General features: G+C 67.0%; 15 protein-coding genes. 5 read left to right on the top strand and 10 right to left on the bottom strand.

Annotated features, from left to right (window positions below; translation table 11 throughout):
• Positions 1 to 109: 109 nt before the first annotated feature.
• From AC3A84_RS13285 to ppsA, 4 genes are all read right to left on the bottom strand, one after another.
• Positions 110 to 598 (bottom strand): hypothetical protein, encoded by a 489-nt coding sequence (locus AC3A84_RS13285; RefSeq protein ID WP_487970206.1) that lies wholly within the window; start codon positions 596 to 598, stop codon positions 110 to 112.
• 120 nt (positions 599 to 718) lie between these two features.
• Positions 719 to 2,821, bottom strand: a complete 2,103-nt coding sequence (locus AC3A84_RS13290) for a VC_2705 family sodium/solute symporter (protein WP_487970207.1) — start codon at positions 2,819 to 2,821, stop codon at positions 719 to 721.
• Positions 2,814 to 3,164: a DUF4212 domain-containing protein gene (locus AC3A84_RS13295; RefSeq protein WP_487970208.1), complete on the bottom strand. Its 351-nt coding sequence runs from the start codon at positions 3,162 to 3,164 to the stop codon at positions 2,814 to 2,816. Before AC3A84_RS13295 ends, AC3A84_RS13290 begins: the two co-directional genes overlap by 8 nt.
• A gap of 37 nt (positions 3,165 to 3,201) precedes the next feature.
• Entirely contained in the window at positions 3,202 to 5,592 is a 2,391-nt protein-coding gene (gene ppsA / locus AC3A84_RS13300) for a phosphoenolpyruvate synthase (protein WP_487970210.1), read from the bottom strand.
• Between the two features lie 239 nt (positions 5,593 to 5,831).
• Here ppsA and ppsR point away from each other — a divergent pair, with 239 nt between their 5' ends.
• Positions 5,832 to 6,653 (top strand): posphoenolpyruvate synthetase regulatory kinase/phosphorylase PpsR, encoded by an 822-nt coding sequence (gene ppsR / locus AC3A84_RS13305; protein WP_487970212.1) that lies wholly within the window; start codon positions 5,832 to 5,834, stop codon positions 6,651 to 6,653.
• 89 nt (positions 6,654 to 6,742) lie between these two features.
• On the opposite strand, the gene tsaD is transcribed toward ppsR, so the two are convergent.
• Entirely contained in the window at positions 6,743 to 7,807 is a 1,065-nt protein-coding gene (gene tsaD / locus AC3A84_RS13310; RefSeq protein ID WP_487970214.1) for a tRNA (adenosine(37)-N6)-threonylcarbamoyltransferase complex transferase subunit TsaD, read from the bottom strand.
• A gap of 338 nt (positions 7,808 to 8,145) precedes the next feature.
• Here tsaD and AC3A84_RS13315 point away from each other — a divergent pair, with 338 nt between their 5' ends.
• The 4 genes from AC3A84_RS13315 to AC3A84_RS13330 all read left to right on the top strand — a co-directional run bounded on the left by AC3A84_RS13315 (position 8,146) and on the right by AC3A84_RS13330 (position 12,266).
• Positions 8,146 to 8,772: an ANTAR domain-containing response regulator gene (locus tag AC3A84_RS13315; RefSeq protein WP_092939837.1), complete on the top strand. Its 627-nt coding sequence runs from the start codon at positions 8,146 to 8,148 to the stop codon at positions 8,770 to 8,772.
• A gap of 433 nt (positions 8,773 to 9,205) precedes the next feature.
• Positions 9,206 to 10,450 carry a CmpA/NrtA family ABC transporter substrate-binding protein gene (locus tag AC3A84_RS13320; protein WP_487970216.1) on the top strand — a complete coding sequence of 415 codons (1,245 nt, stop codon included), beginning with the start codon at positions 9,206 to 9,208 and terminating at the stop codon, positions 10,448 to 10,450.
• 59 nt (positions 10,451 to 10,509) lie between these two features.
• Positions 10,510 to 11,457 (top strand): nitrate ABC transporter permease, encoded by a 948-nt coding sequence (ntrB, locus tag AC3A84_RS13325; protein ID WP_487970217.1) that lies wholly within the window; start codon positions 10,510 to 10,512, stop codon positions 11,455 to 11,457.
• Positions 11,454 to 12,266, top strand: coding sequence for an ABC transporter ATP-binding protein (locus AC3A84_RS13330; protein WP_487970219.1), 813 nt, complete (start codon positions 11,454 to 11,456; stop codon positions 12,264 to 12,266). Before ntrB ends, AC3A84_RS13330 begins: the two co-directional genes overlap by 4 nt.
• Positions 12,267 to 12,459: 193 nt before the next feature.
• On the opposite strand, the gene AC3A84_RS13335 is transcribed toward AC3A84_RS13330, so the two are convergent.
• The 5 genes from AC3A84_RS13335 to AC3A84_RS13355 form a co-directional block, all read right to left on the bottom strand.
• Positions 12,460 to 12,825, bottom strand: coding sequence for a response regulator (locus AC3A84_RS13335; RefSeq protein WP_343589749.1), 366 nt, complete (start codon positions 12,823 to 12,825; stop codon positions 12,460 to 12,462).
• Positions 12,826 to 12,898: 73 nt separating this feature from the next.
• Positions 12,899 to 13,951, bottom strand: coding sequence for a chemotaxis protein CheX (locus tag AC3A84_RS13340; RefSeq protein WP_487970221.1), 1,053 nt, complete (start codon positions 13,949 to 13,951; stop codon positions 12,899 to 12,901).
• A gap of 140 nt (positions 13,952 to 14,091) precedes the next feature.
• Positions 14,092 to 14,727, bottom strand: coding sequence for a hypothetical protein (locus AC3A84_RS13345; RefSeq protein ID WP_487970223.1), 636 nt, complete (start codon positions 14,725 to 14,727; stop codon positions 14,092 to 14,094).
• Complete coding sequence (locus AC3A84_RS13350; RefSeq protein ID WP_487970584.1) at positions 14,724 to 15,470, bottom strand: methyl-accepting chemotaxis protein; 747 nt, start codon at positions 15,468 to 15,470, stop codon at positions 14,724 to 14,726. Before AC3A84_RS13350 ends, AC3A84_RS13345 begins: the two co-directional genes overlap by 4 nt.
• Positions 15,470 to 17,827, bottom strand: a complete 2,358-nt coding sequence (locus AC3A84_RS13355) for an ATP-binding protein (RefSeq protein WP_487970225.1) — start codon at positions 17,825 to 17,827, stop codon at positions 15,470 to 15,472. Before AC3A84_RS13355 ends, AC3A84_RS13350 begins: the two co-directional genes overlap by 1 nt.
• Positions 17,828 to 18,073: the final 246 nt, after the last annotated feature.

Raw genomic sequence — 18,073 nt, forward strand, 5'->3', positions numbered from 1 at the left:
AGTTCATTTCGAGGGCTGGCGCACGGGCCGCTGCAGGCGCCATAGCCTCTCAACCCGCCCGCAAGCGTCATGCCAGCGCTGCCCTTGCGTCGCGCGCCGGGGGCGGCAATCAGCCGAACAGCTCCGCATGCAGCCGGGCGTAGGCCACCTCGCCCACAGCCTCCCGGATGCGCGGTGCCAGCGCGGCGAGCTCTTCGAAGCAGCGCACGCGTTCCACGGCCAGGTTGAGCCGCAGGCCCCGCAACCCCAATCCCCCAGTGAGCTCCGTGGCCACCCGGTAGGCCGCCTGATAGCGTTCTATGTCCGGCCGCCCGCTGCCACTCGGCGGGAGCGGTGGCGCCGGTTGCGGTGACAGTGTCAATGCGGGTGGCGATGACGGCACGGAGGGCACGGCCGCCCCGCCCGCCTCCAACAGGCCCCAGTCGAGCATGGCCTGCACGTCCGTCATGGTGATGCCCAGGCTGGAAGTGGCCTCCAGCACCTGGCCCAGCGTGCGCTGGCCGTCAAAGAGGATGAAGGCCGAGCGCTGGCGCGGGGTGAGCAGGCCGTGGCGGTCTTTCAACGCCTGCAGGCCAGCCTGCGTCTTCGAGAAGATCATGGCGACTTTCGAGGAAAACCTGGCCGCGCTGCGGCGTGGGGTGGGCGTAAGGGGCGAAGTGAGCGGGATCGAGTTCTGGCGACGAGCGTGCCACCGGCGCCCCCACCCGTGAATCGGGGTTTATCCAGAAACCGCGGCCTGACGACCGCCGCGCGTGAGCAGGCTCACGGCCCACGCGGTTAGCAGCCCCACCGGCACACCGAACACCCCCGCCGAGATGGGCTGGATGCCGAACCAGAACCCATCGGCCAGCAGCGGAGCCGGCACCACCGCGCGCACGCTGCCCACGTGCGAGAGCAGGTAATACACCGTCACCCCCAGCCCGGCCAGCATGCCGGCCACCGCCCCCTGGCGGCTGGTGCCGCGCCAGAAGATGCCCAGCACCATCACCGGCACGAAGGCCGATGCCGCCAGCGAGAATGAGGCCGTGACCATGGGCAGGATGTCCGACGGCTTCATGGCCGCGACGAAGGCCGCCGCCAGCGCCACGATAAGCAGCGTGAACTTGGTGAGGATCACGCGCTGTTCGGGCGAGGCCTTGCGCCGGGTTTCACGGAAGTACAGATCGCGCACCAGCGCATTGCTGATGGTGAGCAGCAGCCCGTCGGCCGTGGAAAGCGCCGCTGCCAGCCCGCCGGCAGCGACCAGGCCCGAGACGGCATAGGGCAGCCCGCCGATTTCGGGCGTGGCGAGCATGATCAGGTCGGTGCCCATGCGGATCTCGCCGAACTGCAGGATGCCGTCGCCGTTCACGTCCTCCACCGACAGGAGCGCGCCATCGACACGCGCCCACTGCGCCATCCAGTGCGGCAGCGCGTCGAAATGGCTGCCCACCAGGTTGTTCATCACCTCGAACTTGACCAGCACAGCCAGCGCCGGCGCGCTCAGGTAGAGCAGCGCGATGAAGAAGATGGTCCACGCCACCGAGGCCCGCGCCGACGACACGCCCGGCGTGGTGTAGTAGCGCGTGAGCAGGTGCGGCAGGCCAGCCGTGCCCACCATGAGGCAGAACATCAGCGCCAGGAAGTTGCGGCGCATGTTCTCGTATTCGGCGCGCTCCTGCGGAGTGCCGTCCGGGTCGCCGCCGTAGGCCTGGCTGTGGCGTGGCAGGCCGCCCAGCGGGCGGGCACGCTCCAGGTTCTCGCGCATCTCGCGCGTCCAGCGCTCGCGGGCCACGGCCTCGTCGTGCGGCAGCGCGGCCAGTTCGCGGCTGGCGGCCACGATCAGCCCCACGTCGGCGTTCTGCGCGCGCAGCGCACGCATGCGCTCGCCGAGGGCCTGGCGCTCATGTTCCATGGCGGCGGGCACGTCGGCCAGCCGCGCCTGCAACTCCTCGGCGCGGCGCTGGTAGGCGAGCACCACCTCGTGCTCGGCGGGCGAAGCCAGCAGGCGCGATTCCAGCTCGGCGATCTTGCTGATCTGAGCGCCGTAAACGAGGGGCGCCACCGGGTTGCCCAGCTGCTTGTAGGCCAGCCACGACACGGGGATGAGAAAGGCCAGCAGCATGACCACGTACTGCGCCACCTGCGTCCAGGTGATGGCGCGCATGCCGCCCAGGAAGGAGCACAGCAGCACGCCGCCCAGGCCCAGCATGATGCCGATCTCGAACTGCACGCCCGTCAGGCGCGAGGCGATCAGCCCTACGCCGTAGATCTGCGCCACCACGTAGGTGAACGAGCAGGCCGCCGCCGCCAGCGCGGCGATCACGCGCGGCCAGCGTCCGCCGAAGCGCACCTGAAAGAAGTCGGGCACGGTGTAGAGCCGCATGGCGCGCAGGTGCGGTGCGATCAGCATGGCGACGAGGCAGAAGCCCCCCGTCCAGCCCAACAGGTAGGCCAGACCGCCCGCCTGGCGCGGCAGGCCGGCGAAGCCTTGCAGGTACAGCGCGCCGGCCAGGCTGATGAACGAGGCTGCGCTCATCCAGTCGGCAGCGGCGGCCATGCCGTTGTAGACGGCGGGCACACGCCGGCCGGCGACGTAGTAATCGTCCGGGTCGGTCGTGCGGCCACAGACCCCGATGACGGCATAGGCCATCACCGTGAGGAAGAGGAAGATGGGCCCGATCCATTGACGCGACAGGCCTTGCTGCTCGGCCCAGGCCATGACACCCACGAAGAGCAGCACGCCCACCACGTACATCCACACGATGCGGTGAAGGGCCGTGGTGGTGGCGGCGGAGCCGCCCGCGCCGGGACCTTCGACACCACCCTGCCGCTCAGCCATGGGGCGGGCGCGGCGCTGGGGCCGGATGATCAGGGGGGACGGAAGCGTCGGACTTTGCCTCTGAGGCACCCGCATCGTGGCGCTCGAAGCGGTCCATGGCCCGGCAGTAGAAGATGGTGATGGCGAGGAAGGCGAGGATCGCCCCCTGCGCCGCGATCCAGTAGCCCAGGGGCCAGCCGGCCACCATCACCTGCAGATCGCGTGCGAAATAGCAGGCGACGAAAGAGACTAGCACCCAGGCCAGCAGCAGCCCGGCCTTGAGCCACAGGTGCCGCGCGTCATGCAGATCCGGCGCGAACGGAGCGCCCTCGCGGAACGCTTCGTCCGGTGCCGGGTGCGGCATGGCGACGGTCGGTGGGTGGCCCGGGCCGGCGCGGGCGTCAGCGCGCCAGCTGCTGCCAGGTGGCGATCACGCTGTCGGGGTTGAGCGAGATCGAGGAGATGCCCTCATTGGCCAGCCACTGGGCGAAGTCGGGGTGGTCGCTGGGGCCCTGGCCGCAGATACCCACGTACTTGCCCTGTGCCAGGCACGCGCCGATGGCACGCTTGAGCAGCGCCTGCACGGCGGGGTCACGCTCGTCGAAATCGGCCGCGAGCAGTTCGAGGCCGGAATCGCGGTCCAGGCCCAGGGTCAGCTGGGTCAGGTCGTTCGAGCCGATCGAGAAACCGTCGAAGTACTGCAGGAACTCGTCGGCCAGCACGGCGTTGCTGGGCACCTCGCACATCATGATGACCTTCAGGCCGTTCTCGCCGCGCTTCAAGCCATGGTCGGCCAGCAGCTTGGTCACGCGGTCCGCTTGCTTCAGGGTCCGCACGAAGGGCACCATGACCTGCACGTTGGTCAGACCCATCTCGCCGCGCACGCGCTTGAGCGCGTCGCATTCCATGGCGAAGGCTTCGCCGAAGTCTTCGCTGATGTAGCGCGCTGCGCCGCGGAAGCCCAGCATCGGGTTCTCTTCCTCGGGCTCGTAGCGGCTGCCGCCGATGAGCTTGCGGTACTCGTTCGACTTGAAGTCCGACAGGCGCACGATGACCGGCTTGGGCCAGAAGGCGGCGGCGATGGTCGCCACGCCTTCGGCGACCTTGTCCACGTAGAACGCACGGGGCGAGGCGTGGCCGCGGGCCACGGATTCGACGGCCTTCTTCAGGTCGGCATCGACAGCCGGGTAGTCCAGGATGGCCTTGGGGTGGACGCCGATGTTGTTGTTGATGATGAACTCCAGCCGGGCCAGGCCCACGCCTTCGTTGGGCAGCTGGCAGAAGTCGAAGGCCAGCTGGGGATTGCCCACGTTCATCATGATCTTGGTCTTGATGGCGGGCATCTCGCCGCGCTGCACCTCGGTGACTTCGGTTTCCAGCAGGCCGTCGTAGATCTTGCCGGTGTCGCCCTCGGCGCAGCTCACGGTGACCAGGGTGCCGTCCTTGAGCAGGCTGGTGGCGTCGCCGCAGCCCACCACGGCCGGGATGCCGAGTTCACGCGCGATGATGGCCGCGTGGCAGGTACGCCCGCCCCGGTTGGTGACGATGGCGCTGGCGCGCTTCATCACCGGCTCCCAGTTGGGGTCGGTCATGTCGGTGACCAGCACGTCGCCGGGCTGCACCTTGTCCATCTCGGCGATGTCGCTCACCAGGCGCACGGGGCCGGTGCCGATCTTCTGGCCGATGGCGCGGCCTTCGGCCAGCACGGTGCCCGTGCCCTTGAGCTTGAAGCGCTGCTCGGCCTGGCCCTTGGACTGGCTCTTCACCGTCTCGGGGCGCGCCTGCAGGATGTAAAGCTTGCCGTCGGTGCCGTCCTTGCCCCATTCGATGTCCATCGGGCGGCCGTAGTGCTTTTCGATCACGATGGCGTATTCGGCCAGCTGCTGCACTTCGGCGTCGGTCAGCGAATAGCGGTTGCGCAGCTCGGCGGGCACGTCGGTGGTCTGCACCAGCTTGCCGGATGCCTTCTTTTCCTCGGGCGAGGCGAACACCATCTGGATCAGCTTGGAGCCCAGGTTGCGGCGGATCACGGCCTTGTTGCCGGCCGCCAGCATGGGCTTGTGGACGTAGAACTCGTCGGGATTCACGGCGCCTTGCACCACCGTCTCGCCCAGGCCGTAGCTGGAGGTGATGAAGACGACGTCTTCGAAACCGGATTCGGTGTCGAGCGTGAACATCACGCCGGCCGCGCCCTTGTCGGAGCGGACCATGCGCTGCACGCCGGCCGACAGGGCCACGACGTCATGCGCGAAGCCCTTGTGGACGCGGTAGCTGATGGCGCGGTCGTTGTAGAGCGAGGCGAAGACCTCCTTCATCTTGTGCAGCACGTCCTCGATGCCGACGACGTTCAGGAAAGTTTCCTGCTGGCCGGCGAACGAGGCGTCGGGCAGGTCTTCCGCCGTGGCGGACGAGCGCACGGCGAAGCTGGCTTCGGCATTGCCTTCGGACAGGGTGGCGAATGCGTCCCGCACGGCCTTTTCGAGATCGGCCGGGAAGGGTTGGGCTTCGAGCCAGCCGCGGATCTCGGCGCCGGCGGCGGCGAGCGCGCGCACGTCTTCGGTGTCGAGCGAAGCCAGTCGCTGGCTGATGCGGTCGGCCAGCCCTTCGTGCTTGAGGAACTCACGGAAGGCATGCGCCGTGGTGGCGAAGCCGGTGGGCACTCGCACGCCCTGGGGCAGCTGAGAGATCATCTCGCCGAGGGAGGCGTTCTTGCCCCCCACCGACTCGACGTCGCTCATTCTCAGGTTTTCAAACGGAACGACCAGGGCGGTCGATTCGAACAGTGCAGACATGGGAAAGCTCCAGAAGTTGAAACCGGGTCTGCGCCTGCGCCCACTTGCAGCGAACGAGGTGGGCGCGCGCCCATGCAAGGCAGCTGGCTTTGCTGTTCTGGTAGTGGGCAGCCGCGTTGCATGGTGATGAATTGGGAATAATGGGCGCGATTGTAGGCTGGCCGAGGGGCATGCGCTCCAGCTCCGCGGCCGCACACCCCTCCCTCCTGTCCCTTGCCCTTCCCGAAACCATCCGCTCCATGCACACCCGCACCGTTTTCTTCATCTCCGACGGCACCGGCATCACCGCCGAAACTTTCGGCAACGCCATCCTCGCCCAGTTCGACATGAAGCCCCGCCACGTGCGCCTGCCCTTCATTGACACGGAAGACAAGGCCCACCAGGTGGTGCGGCAGATCAACCACACGGCGGAGCTGGAGGGCAGGAAGCCCATTGTCTTCACCACGCTGGTGAACATGAGCGTGCTGCACATCATCGAGCAGGGCTGCCGGGGCATGCTGCTGGACATGTTCGGCACCTTCATCCGCCCGCTGGAGACCGAGCTGGGCATCAAGTCGCACCACCGCGTGGGGCGCTTCTCGGACGTAAGCCTGAGCAAGGAATACACGCAGCGCATCGACGCCATCAACTTCAGCCTGGACCACGACGACGGCCAGAGCCACCGCGACCTGGCCGGCGCCGACGTGATCCTGATCGGCGTCTCGCGCTCGGGCAAGACGCCCACCAGCCTGTACCTGGCCATGCAGTGCGGCCTGAAGGTGGCCAACTACCCGCTGATTCCGGAGGACTTCGAGCGCCGCCAGCTGCCGCCCGCGCTGGAGCCGCACCGCAAGAAGATCTTCGGGCTGACCATCCAGCCCGAGCGGCTCTCGCAGATCCGCAACGAACGGCGGCCCGGCTCCAAATACGCCGATCTGCGCAACTGCCGCTACGAGGTCTCGGAGGCAGAAAGCATGATGCGGCGATCGGGAATCCGGTGGCTGTCCACCACCACCAAGAGCATCGAAGAGATCGCCACCACCATCCTGCAGGAAGTGCGGCCTGAACGCCTCATGTACTGAAGTACCGGGCGCACTGAGCGCCGCTTGCTATTCAATAGATAGCGCGATGCGCAGACTTAGCCTGCGCTAGGACCGTATCGACCGCAGATTCAGGCCGCCACGGCGGGCGCATCCGCCTGCAGCGAATCCAGCGGCCAGCGCGGCTTGACGTCGAAGGCGTAGTCGCGGCTGGGTGCCTGCTGGCCGGCCTGCAGGCGCATGGCGGCGGCCATGGCGATCATGGCGCCGTTGTCGGTGCACAGGTGCAGCTCCGGGTAATGCACACGCACCTTCAGGCGCGCGCAGGCGGCGTTGAGCTGTTCGCGCAGCAGGCGGTTGGCGCCCACGCCCCCCGCCACCACCACGCGGCGCAGGCCGGTGCCCTTCAGGGCGCTCAGGGTCTTTCGGACCAGCACGTCCACGATGGCGGCCTCGGTGCTCGCGGCCAGGTCGGCACGGCGCGCGTCCAGATCGTCGCCCAGCTTCTTGGCCTGGGTGAGCACGGCGGTCTTCAGCCCGGCGAAGGAGAAATCGAGGTTGCCGCTGTGCAGGAGCGGGCGCGGCAGCTTGAAGGCATCGCCATCGCCCTGCTGCGCCAGCCGCGAGAGGGCGGGGCCGCCCGGGTATCCCAGGCCCAGCAGCTTGGCGGACTTGTCGAAGGCCTCGCCCGCCGCGTCGTCGATGGTTTCGCCCAGCAGTTCGTAGCGGCCCACGCCGTCCACCCGCATCAGCTGCGTGTGCCCGCCCGAGACCAGCAGCGCGACAAACGGAAATTCCGGCGGATCGGCGCTCAGGAAAGGCGAGAGCAGATGCCCTTCGAGGTGATGCACGCCCAGCACTGGCTTGCCCAGCGCCGCGCCCAGCGCACAGGCCACGCCCGCACCCACCAGCAGCGCGCCGGCCAGGCCCGGGCCGCGCGTGTAGGCCACCACGTCCACCTCGGCCAGCTGCCGGCCCGCCTGCTCCAGCACGCTCTGCGTGAGCGGCAGCACGCGCCGGATGTGGTCGCGGCTGGCCAGTTCCGGCACCACGCCGCCGTAGGCCTGGTGCATGTCGATCTGGCTGTGCAGCGCATGGGCCTCCAGCGTGGGCACGCCCGCGCCGTCGGGCAGCCGCACCAGCGCCACGCCGGTTTCGTCGCAGGAGGATTCGATTCCAAGGATCAGCTGACTCATGGGCTGGAGTTTAGACGGCCGCCCTCGCCCATCAGGTCAGCCGGGAAAACCAACGCTTCAATCAATGCAAGGCATCACCCAACCGATCGAAGTGAATTGTTGGGCAGGCACAGGCAGCAGCGAAGTGCATTGCGATTTCTCGCGCTCCGGGCAGAAGCCCGCCACAGGACACACGCTGCCTCGGCCCCAACCGCTTTAGGCCGGCCCTCTGGGCTGGACGATGGTCGCACGCGCGCCGGGGCTTGCAATGCTGTCGGAGCGGCGCACCGCATCCGGGCCCCGGATACGCACCATCACGATGCACCAATTTGGCGTGTTTCTTGCTCACAATGCCGGTCATGAACGAGTCCCTGCGCATCGTGGTGGTGGCCCCCGACCTGTCGGAGACGGGGGAAGATGACGAGCATGCCCAGATGCAGGCAGAGCGCTCTCGCGCCCTGCGTATCGGCCTGCTGGAGAACCGTTTCAACCTGGTGGCGACGCTGCCGGCGGACGTGTTCCTGCGCGAGCGCATCGCGCAGCTGCAACCTGACCTCATCATCGTGGACGCCGAAAGCGAGGCTCGCGACGCGCTAGAACACGTCGTGATGGCCACGCGCGACGAGCGCCGCCCCATCGTGATGTTCACCAACGACGAGGACACCAGCCACGTGAAGGACGCGGTCGCGCTGGGTGTTTCGGCCTATATCGTCGCAGGCCTGGCGCCCCAGCGCATCCGCCCCATCCTGGACGTGGCGATGGCGCGCTTCCAGCACGAACAATCGCTGCGCTCGCAGCTGGCCGATGCGCGCTCCGAGCTCAAGGATCGCAAGACCATCGACCGCGCCAAGGGTCTGCTGATGCAGCGCCAGGGCCTGACCGAACAGGCCGCCTACGACAAGCTGCGCAAGACCGCCATGGACAAGGGGCTCAAGCTCGCCGAAGTCGCGCAGCGCATGCTGGACGTGGCCGATCTGCTGGGCTGAAGGCTTCCCGCACGTCCCCCGCTTCTTTTTTGGTGCAGCGCACAACCGCAGTGCGGGTCGGCATCGTTCCGGCCCTGCCGGATCCGGCTTGCGGCGCTGGCGTGATCACCGCCTTATTGCCATTCAGCCTTTGATAGAACTCCACATTCAGCTATCAACTGCATAGCACGGGCGCACAACGATACGCGCTGGCACACCGCTTGCGTAGCACTGTGCAGACCAACGCAGGTCGATGATTTCCGCGAAGCAGGCAGCCCAATGACGGGCGGCCTGCCCCGCCTCCCAGGACAAAGGCGTCCCCACTCGCAGTTGCGCTCACGCCAGAGAGCAGTTGCGACGTGTGGACGCCTTTTTCTTTGCCTGCGCTGTTTCGTTTCGTGTTGCCTTGCCTTGTCTTGTTCCGTCTCTTTCCAACCGTTTCGAGGACGCTGCCATGACCGATGTTTCTAAAACCAGCCTGCAACGCCGCACCGTGCTGCAGGCGGCCACCGTGGGCGCCGTGGGCATCAGCCCGGCGCTGCGCTCCCTGGTGTATGCCGCAGGCTCCGATGCCCCCGAGAAAAAGGAAGTGAAGATCGGCTTCATCCCGCTCACCGATTGCGCCAGCGTGGTGATGGCCTCGGTGCTGGGCATCGACCAGAAATACGGCGTGAAGATCATCCCCAGCAAGGAAGCGAGCTGGGCCGGCGTGCGCGACAAGCTGGTCAACGGCGAGCTGGACTTTGCCCACGTACTCTACGGCCTGGTCTATGGCGTTCACCTGGGCGTGGGCGGCCCCAAGAAGGACATGGCCGTGCTGATGACGCTGAACCAGAACGGCCAGGCCATCTCCCTGAGCAAGAAGCTGGCGGACAAGGGCGCCGTGAACGGCCCCACGCTCGCCAAGCTGATGGCTGCAGAGAAGCGCGAATACACCTTCGCGCAGACCTTCCCCACCGGCACGCACGCCATGTGGCTCTATTACTGGCTGGCGGCCAACGGCATCGACCCGATGAAGGACGCCAAGGTCATCACCGTGCCGCCGCCGCAGATGGTGGCCAACATGCGCGTGGGCAACATGGACGGCTTCTGCGTGGGCGAGCCCTGGAACCACCGCGCGATCATGGACGGCATCGGCATCACCGCCACCACCACGCAGGCGATCTGGAAGGACCACCCCGAGAAGGTGCTGGGCACCACGTCCGAGTTCGTGCAGAACAACCCCAACACCGCGCGCGCCGTGACGGCAGCCATCCTGGAAGCCAGCCGCTGGATCGACGAGAGCCTGGCCAACAAGAGCAAGATGGCCGAAACCATCGCCGGCAAGGCTTACGTGAACACCGGCGTGGATGCGATCAACCAGCGCATTCTGGGCCGCTACCAGGACGGCCTGGGCAAGACCTGGGACGACCCGGACCACATGAAGTTCTACGCCGGCGGCGCGGTGAACTTCCCCTATCTCTCGGACGGCATGTGGTTCCTCACGCAGCACAAGCGCTGGGGCCTGCTGAAGGACCACCCCGACTACCTGGCCGTGGCCAAGTCCGTGAACCGCATCGACCTCTACAAGCAGGCCGCCGCCGCCGCCAAGACGCCACTGCCCGCGAGCGAGATGCGCACCGCCAAGCTGGTGGACGGCGTCGTCTGGGACGGCAAGGACCCGAAGAAGTACGCCGACGGCTTCAAGATCCACGCCTGACGGCCCCCCCTCACGCGCTCCCTGCATTCCACCCGCCCACGCACACCGGAGAACACACCATGGTCAGTGCCGTCTTTCATTCACCGCTGGATTCCGCGTCGCCGGAAGCTTTCAAAAACATAGCTGGTAACGCGCCATCTACGGGCGCTGCACAGTCGCAGGCCGCGCAAGCACCAGCGGCTGCCGCCGCCGACGCAGCGCGGCAGCGTCGCGACTGGGCCGCGCTCTCGCGCAGCTTCTGGATGGCGGTGCTGCCGCCCGCCTGCGGTTTGGGCCTGCTGCTGGGCATCTGGGCCCTCGTGTCGGCCACCACCGGCCAGAGCATTCCCGGTCCGGCCGACACCTGGCAGCAAGCCGTGACCATCTTCAGCGACCCGTTCTACCGCAACGGCCCCAACGATCAGGGTGTGGGCTGGAACGTGCTGGCGTCGCTGGAGCGCGTGGCCATCGGTTTCGGGCTGGCGGCTGTGGTGGGCATCCCGGCGGGCTTCGTGATCGGGCGCTTCACATTCCTCTCGCGCATGTTCAACCCGCTCATCAGCCTGCTGCGGCCGGTCTCGCCGCTGGCCTGGCTGCCCATCGGCCTGCTGGTGTTCAAGGGCGCCAACCCGGCCGCCATCTGGACCATCTTCATCTGCTCCATCTGGCCCATGATCATCAACACCGCGGTGGGAGTGCAGCGCGTGCCGCAGGACTACATGAACGTGGCCCGCGTGCTCAACCTCTCGGAATGGAAGATCGCCACCACCATCCTTTTCCCCTCCGTGCTGCCCTACATGCTGACCGGCGTGCGCCTGGCCGTGGGCACGGCCTGGCTGGTGATCGTCGCGGCCGAGATGCTGACCGGCGGCGTGGGCATCGGCTTCTGGGTGTGGGACGAGTGGAACAACCTCAACGTCAAGAACATCCTGATCGCGATCTTCGTCATCGGCATCGTCGGGCTGCTGCTCGAATACGCCCTGGTCAAGCTGGCCACGGCCTTCACATTCGAAGAGGTGAAAGCATGAATGCGTCGCTTACGTCCAAGTTCATCGAAGTCCAGCGCGTCGATCAGACCTTCAAGACCGCCAAGGGCTTGTTCCCCGCGCTGCGCGGCATCGACCTGACGATCGCCAAGGGCGAGTTCGTCGCGCTCATCGGCCATTCGGGCTGTGGCAAGAGCACGCTGCTGAACCTGATCGCCGGCCTGACCACGCCCACCTCCGGCGCCCTGCTCTGCGCCAACAAGGAGATCAAGGGCCCAGGCCCGGAACGCGCCGTGGTGTTCCAGAACCATTCGCTGCTGCCGTGGCTGACCTGTTTCGACAACGTCTATCTGGCCGTGGAGCGCGTCTTCAGCCGCACGGAAAGCAAGGCCCAGCTGCGCGAGCGCACCAATGCCGCATTGGCGCTGGTGGGCCTGACGCACGCCGCGCAGAAGCGCCCGGGGGAGATCTCCGGCGGCATGAAGCAGCGCGTGGGCATCGCCCGGGCACTGTCGATGGAACCCCAGGTGCTGCTGATGGACGAGCCCTTCGGCGCGCTGGACGCCCTCACCCGCGCCAAGCTGCAGGACGAGTTGCTGGAAATCGTGGCGCGCACACAGAGCACGGTGGTGATGGTGACGCACGACGTGGACGAGGCCGTGCTGCTGTCCGACAAGATCGTGATGATGACCAACGGGCCGGCGGCGACCATCGGCGAGGTGCTGCAGGTTGACATTCCGCGGCCACGCAGCCGGGTGCAACTGGCAGAAGATCCGGTGTACCTGCAGTGCCGCAAGGCAGTCATTGATTTTCTCTACACGCGGCAGGGGCATGTGGAGAAGGTGGCTTGAGGGGCGTTGGTTATTTGACCGGTATGCCTTGAGGCCCGGGGGCTTTTTCCGGCCTTGATGAGAGGCTTGGCACTTGAGGCGGGGGGTGCTGCCGGTGGCTGGGCGGTTGCTTTCCGGGGATCGGGATGTGCGCCCGGCCCCGGGAAGCAACCGCCCAAGAAAAGCCCGTCAAGCCAATGAAGCCAACAACCCCTCAAGCAGCCAATTTCTGAAACGACCCCAACACCGCCGCCCCATTGAACGGCTTCACGATCCACCCCTTCACCCCCGCCGCCTTGCCCCGCTCCTTCATCGCCGGCGAACTCTCCGTCGTCAACATCACGATGTTGACCTTGTGATTGCCCAGTTCGCTGCGCACCCGCTCCACCATGGTCAGGCCATCCATGTTGGGCATGTTCACATCGCACACGACCAGCTTGATGCCGCTGTCCTGACGCAGCTTTGCCAGCCCGTCATGGCCGTCCACGGCCAGCGCGACCTGGAAGCCATTGCTTCCCAGAAAGTTGCCCACCTCGTTGCGCACGGTGCTTGAATCATCAACAACCAGAACGTTGGCCATGGAAATGCTCCTCGAAAACAGAAAGAAAGAATGACAAAAAGAAAGAAGGAAAAGGAGGCAACGAGGACGAAGCTCAGAAAAGCTCCAGCTCGCCGGATGCGACGAAACCGCTGAGCAGCGCCTCGCTCTCGCGGTAGAGCTCGGGTGCCCAGCTCAGGCTGAAGGCGAAGCGTTGGTAGATCGTGATGGCCGTTGCCTCAGGGTCTTCCGGGGCCCAGAGCTGGCACTTGAAGCACAGCTGCGGGCTCTCCGTGCCGAAGCTGATATAGCGGTGCAGGTGGTTGACGATGATGGGTACCTGCACCCCGAAGGAACTGCTCGCGCCCTCGGTGCCGAAGCGGTTGCGGAACGCGCCCCACACGAGGTTGGTCAGCTCACCCAGGACGGCGTTGAGGTTGCGGAAGTCCTCGCTCTCCTCAGCGGAAAAGGCCGTTCGCCCCGCCGCTACCGCGCGGCGCAGGGACCCGGCGTCGGTCTGCAGCGTCATGAAGCCGCGGCACCACGGCGTCTCCATGGGAATGAGCGTGAACAGTTCGCCGTGGATCAGCCGGTCGCGCACCATGTAAGCCGGATCCAGGCGCACCTGCATGCCCTTGAACTGGCTGGCCAGGGCGCCCTGCGTCATCTCGCCGAGAGTGCGCACCAGTGAGGTGGGGTAGACGCGGTCGAAGAGCTTGCGGTCCACTTCGGCCTTGAGGGCATCGATCTCGGCGAGCGTGTAGCGCACCACCGACGGCTCGCGCTGCAAGGCGAGGATGGCGGCTTCGGCGTGCGCCACGGGCATGCCGTCCATGCGCAGAAAAAGCGGCAGCTCGGGCCTCAGCCAGGCGATGTCGCGCGCCACTGCCAGGCCGTCGGTCACCGCGCCCTGCAGTTCGGCGCCCACGAACACCGCGCCCAGGTCGATGCGCGAGCGCAGCACGGCGGGCACGTTCAGGGGATGGACCTTGTGGCCCTGCAGGCCGTTGGCATCGCAGAAGGCACGGATCGCGGCCAGCGCCCCGGCATCGGTCTCGATGACCAGGACCTTGCTGACCAGCGCAGCGGGTTCGGGCGCAGCGCCATGCTCGGCAGCCGTGCCCAAACCGGCAGGCGCGTTCTCGATCTCAGGCAGTGCAGGTTGCATATGCAGGTCTACTTCAGCAACGATTGAAGAAAGGATCGAAAAGAGGAAGACGAATCAAAACGGCATCGGGAAAGGGTGAGGCCATGGCGCACCTGCGGCTGCGATGGCAGCGACTCACCGACCTGGCGGGCAGGCGCGCGTCAGAACATCTCCAGCGCGCCCGACTCCACGGCGGCTTCGGCGGGCGGGCCGCTCCAGTGGAAGTCCTGCGGCAGATAGGCGCGCGCGCAGAGCGAGGCATAGAGCGTCAGATCGGGCTGCACCTGCACACGGAAGTGACGCAGATGCTCGGCGCCGTCGCGCACGAAGTGCGGCAGGCAGCGCACATCCAGGATCTGCGGAGTCGAAAGCCCCAGGAACGACTGGAACTCGCCCAGGTCGCGGTTGATGGATCCGCAGCACAGGTTGCCGACTTCGCAAATGACGTCGATGAACTGCTGCTCGCCGATGGGCCCGGCGCCCTCCTCCATCCCGGCACGCCGGGCAGCCCAGGCCAGCAAGGCCTCGGTGCGGGCGAAGTGCAGCGCGGTGTTCAGCCGGAAGGGAAAGGAGGCAATGGACAGCACCGCCATGTGCGTGGCCGCGCCCGTCGGTACGACATCGACCATGTCGATGGCGGCGCTGGCATCGCCCGGCACCAGGCTCTGGCGCAAGCCCGAGAGCATCATGCGGTCCAGGCTGTCGCAGGCGCGCTGGCTCAGCAGGCGCAGCACGTCGCCAGCCACCGGCTTCACGGCGGTGGCGCCGGAAGAAGAGAAAAAGCCGCCAGCGGTCATGCGGCCTCCTCCAGCGCGGCCTGGATACGGCCGTTGGTCATCTGCAGGCCCATGGCGGCGTTGATGACCATCTTGCCGCCCGCCTGCATGTCCTGGAAGGTGGTGGTGGCGATGAGGTCGTTGGCGTACAGGCTGGCGCGGTAGTCGCGCGAGAGCGCCTCCGCGCGGGACGACAGCTCGCGCATCTCGCCAGCCACCACGTTGAAGCCGCGCCCCTGCGCGCCCGCTCGCGCCGCCTCGATGGAGGCATTGAGCGCGACGATCACCATCTGCCGAACAATGCGGGCGAACTCGTCGTTCTTGTCGTGCATGGTGCGGTTGTGCTGCACCAGCGCGCTCATGTCGGCGTGCCAGCGTTCGAAGGTCTTGCCTATGCCTTGCAGCTCCTGCAGAGAGCGGCCCTGTGTGTGGATGTACTCCAGTGCGGGCACCACTTGCGAGCGACGCGCCTGGTCGGCCTTGAGCACGCTGTCCTGCCGCTGCCCTTCCCACGCGGCTGCCGTGCTCTGCCACTGCTCGCGCTCCTTGTGCCAATCGGCCTGCGCACGGTCCAGGTCGGCCTGCAGCAAGGCGTTCTCGCGTAGCGCCGTTTCCAGTGCATCGGCCTGCGCGCCCGCCTGCCGAGCTGCGGCCTCGGCACCACGGCGCGCCCGTATGGCGCAGAGCCGCCACATCAGCACCGCACCCAGCACGGCGCCCAGCACCGCACCCACCATCATGGCAGTCCACCAGTCGCCGAACATCACGCGGCCTCACCCAGCGCGCCTCGGCTACCCTGACCCTGGGCGCTGACCGTCCAGCGCAGCGGCAGTCGAATGACGGTGGTGAACGGTGTGGCGTAGACCGCCGCATCGGGCTCCAGCACCACGGCCACGCTGCCGTTCAGCGCCTCGATGAAGGCCTTGACCGCATCCATGCCCACGCCCCGCCCGGAAACGGCCGTCACCTGGCTGGCGGTGGAAAAGCCCGGCGCGAAAATCATCTGCGCCAGCGCGTCGGCACTGGGGGCGTCATCCGGGTCCAGCAGGCCCTGAGCCAGGGCCTTGTCGTGGATGCGCGCCAGGTCCAGTCCCCGGCCGTCGTCCTGCAGACGCACGGCGACGTAGTCCCCCTCGATCTGCGTCTGCACACGGATGTGGCCGCGGGCTGGCTTGCCCTTGGCTGCGCGCTCCTGCGGAGGCTCGATGCCGTGGTCCATTGCGTTGCGCAGCAGATGCACGAAGGCATCGCGCATGGCTTGCCCCGCCTGGGCGCGCAACAGCACGGGCGCGCCGGTGCATTCCGCCACGGGGGCCTCCTTGCCCAGCTCACGGGCCAGATCGGGCAGCGAGGCTGCGACGCTGCCAAAGACCTCGGCAAGGCCGGCCGCATCGGGGTGCTCCAGCGCGTGGGAGACCTGCGCCAGCCGCTCGCGGTGGTCTTGCGGCCAGTCGCCGTCACTCAGCACGCTGTCGATGCTGGCGCGCAGCGCGTCCAGCCGTTCGCGGGCGATGCGCACCGCGCCTTCGGCACCCTCGTTGCCAGCGGCACCGCGGCCCAGGGTCTCGTCGTTCACGTGTACATAGGTCTGCAGTGCAGCATCGACTGCGTCCAGATCGGCCACCAGCGCGGCTTCGTCCCAGCCCGTGAGGTCGTCGCGCAGCGCGGAGTAGCGTTGCTCCGCGACATGGGCTGCATCGGCAATGCGCGGCAGGCCGTAGGTGCGGGCATTCCCCTTGATGGTGTGCATGCCGCGAAAGAGTGCGGCGATGGCGGCGGCGCGCTCCTGCTGAGGGGCCTGCAGCTGCACGCGCGCTTCGTCCACCAGCTGGGCGGCGGCGCCGGCGAAGGCGCGGAATTTCTCGGCCGGCACGGCGAGCAGCTCGCCCACCATGGAGAGCTCTTCCTTGCGGGCCTGAGCATCGCGGGCCAGTTCGCGCAGCTCGGTCACGTCGCGCAGGCTGACCAGCAAGCGTGCCACCGTTCCGTCGGACGCGGTGACGGGCGACCAGCCCAGCTCGATGATCTTGCGCCGGCCGCCGGCGCAGACGAGACACAGCTCCTGGGGCAGCAGGTGGGCGTTGAAAGAGAAGTTGAGCTCGTCTTCGCCGATGCAGGCGTCGATGGCGGCATCGGCCTGGGCCCGGGCGTCGGCGCTACCCTCGCAGCGATCGAGCAGCGCCTCGTCCAGCGTGTGGCCGGCCAGCTCATGACGTTCCAGCAAGGTGCTGAGATAGGCCGAGTATTCGGGATGGATACGGCGTCCGGCTTCGAGCGTCAGAATGCCCTGCGGCAGCGTCTGCAGCATGGCCTGGATGTCGGCCGACTTCTGACGCACGAGTTCCGAGCTTTCCTGGATCTTGGCCACCATGGCGTTGAAGGCTGTGAGCGACCGGCCGATCTCGTCCATGCGGGCCACAGGCACGCGGTGCGAGAAGTCCTGGCTGGTAGCGATCTCGGTCATCTTCAGCTGCATCTCGCCAATGGGGTGAACGATCTGGCGGTAGAGCATCAGCCCCGCTCCGCCCAGGCCGATCACGCTGACCGCGGCCGCCAGCAGCAGCATGGTGGTGGTGCGCTCGAGCTGCTGGTTGAGCGACGCGATGGCCTCGTCCTTGCTGCGGCGGCGCTCGACCTGCACGGCCTCGATCATCTGCCCCTGCTCGCGCAGGTACTGGTCCACCGTAGCCGCCATGTACGCCTCTGCCGCCTCCTGCTGGCCCGCCAGCTTGAACTTGGCGGTGTCGTCAATGGCGGCGAAATAGTTGTCCAGACTCATCTCGGCTTCCTTGATGAGCCCGCGCTGGGCGTCGCTGTCGGCGCTACGGGACTGCGCCTGCAACGCCTGGCGCAGCGTGTCCTTGCGCTCCGTCACCAGCTGGTGCATCGCCTCGGCCGTGGCGCGATCCGGGGCGCTCACCATATTCAAGGCCGCGATCTGCACATCCTTGAGCTGGCCCATCAGCTCCACCGAATGGATGGTGCTGGGCACCACCCCCTCTGTCACGCGCTTGACCTGCAGAGCGCCCTGAGACGATTGGTAGAGCGCGAAGCCACCGATGGCGCACAGCGCCATCAGGGCCAGCACGATCAGCAAGGCGATGCGCGAACGGACAGTCATATTGATGAATTCACAGTTTTTAACAATTAAGAGTGAGTATCAACACCATCCATGGCAGGCTCGTGACGCACGGATTAACAATTAGTGACAGCTGATCGGGGTGTGGAAGCACCGACGCACGCCCCAATCTGGGGCATGTTCAGGCGGGAGGACGCCTTTTCGCCGCGGTTCGCGCCCCGCCGTAGGGACCACCTCTGGCATCGAGCTTGCTTACCGCCACGCAAAGCCTGACGCGACGCTGCGTCC

It is taken from the genome of Paracidovorax sp. (assembly GCF_057642795.1).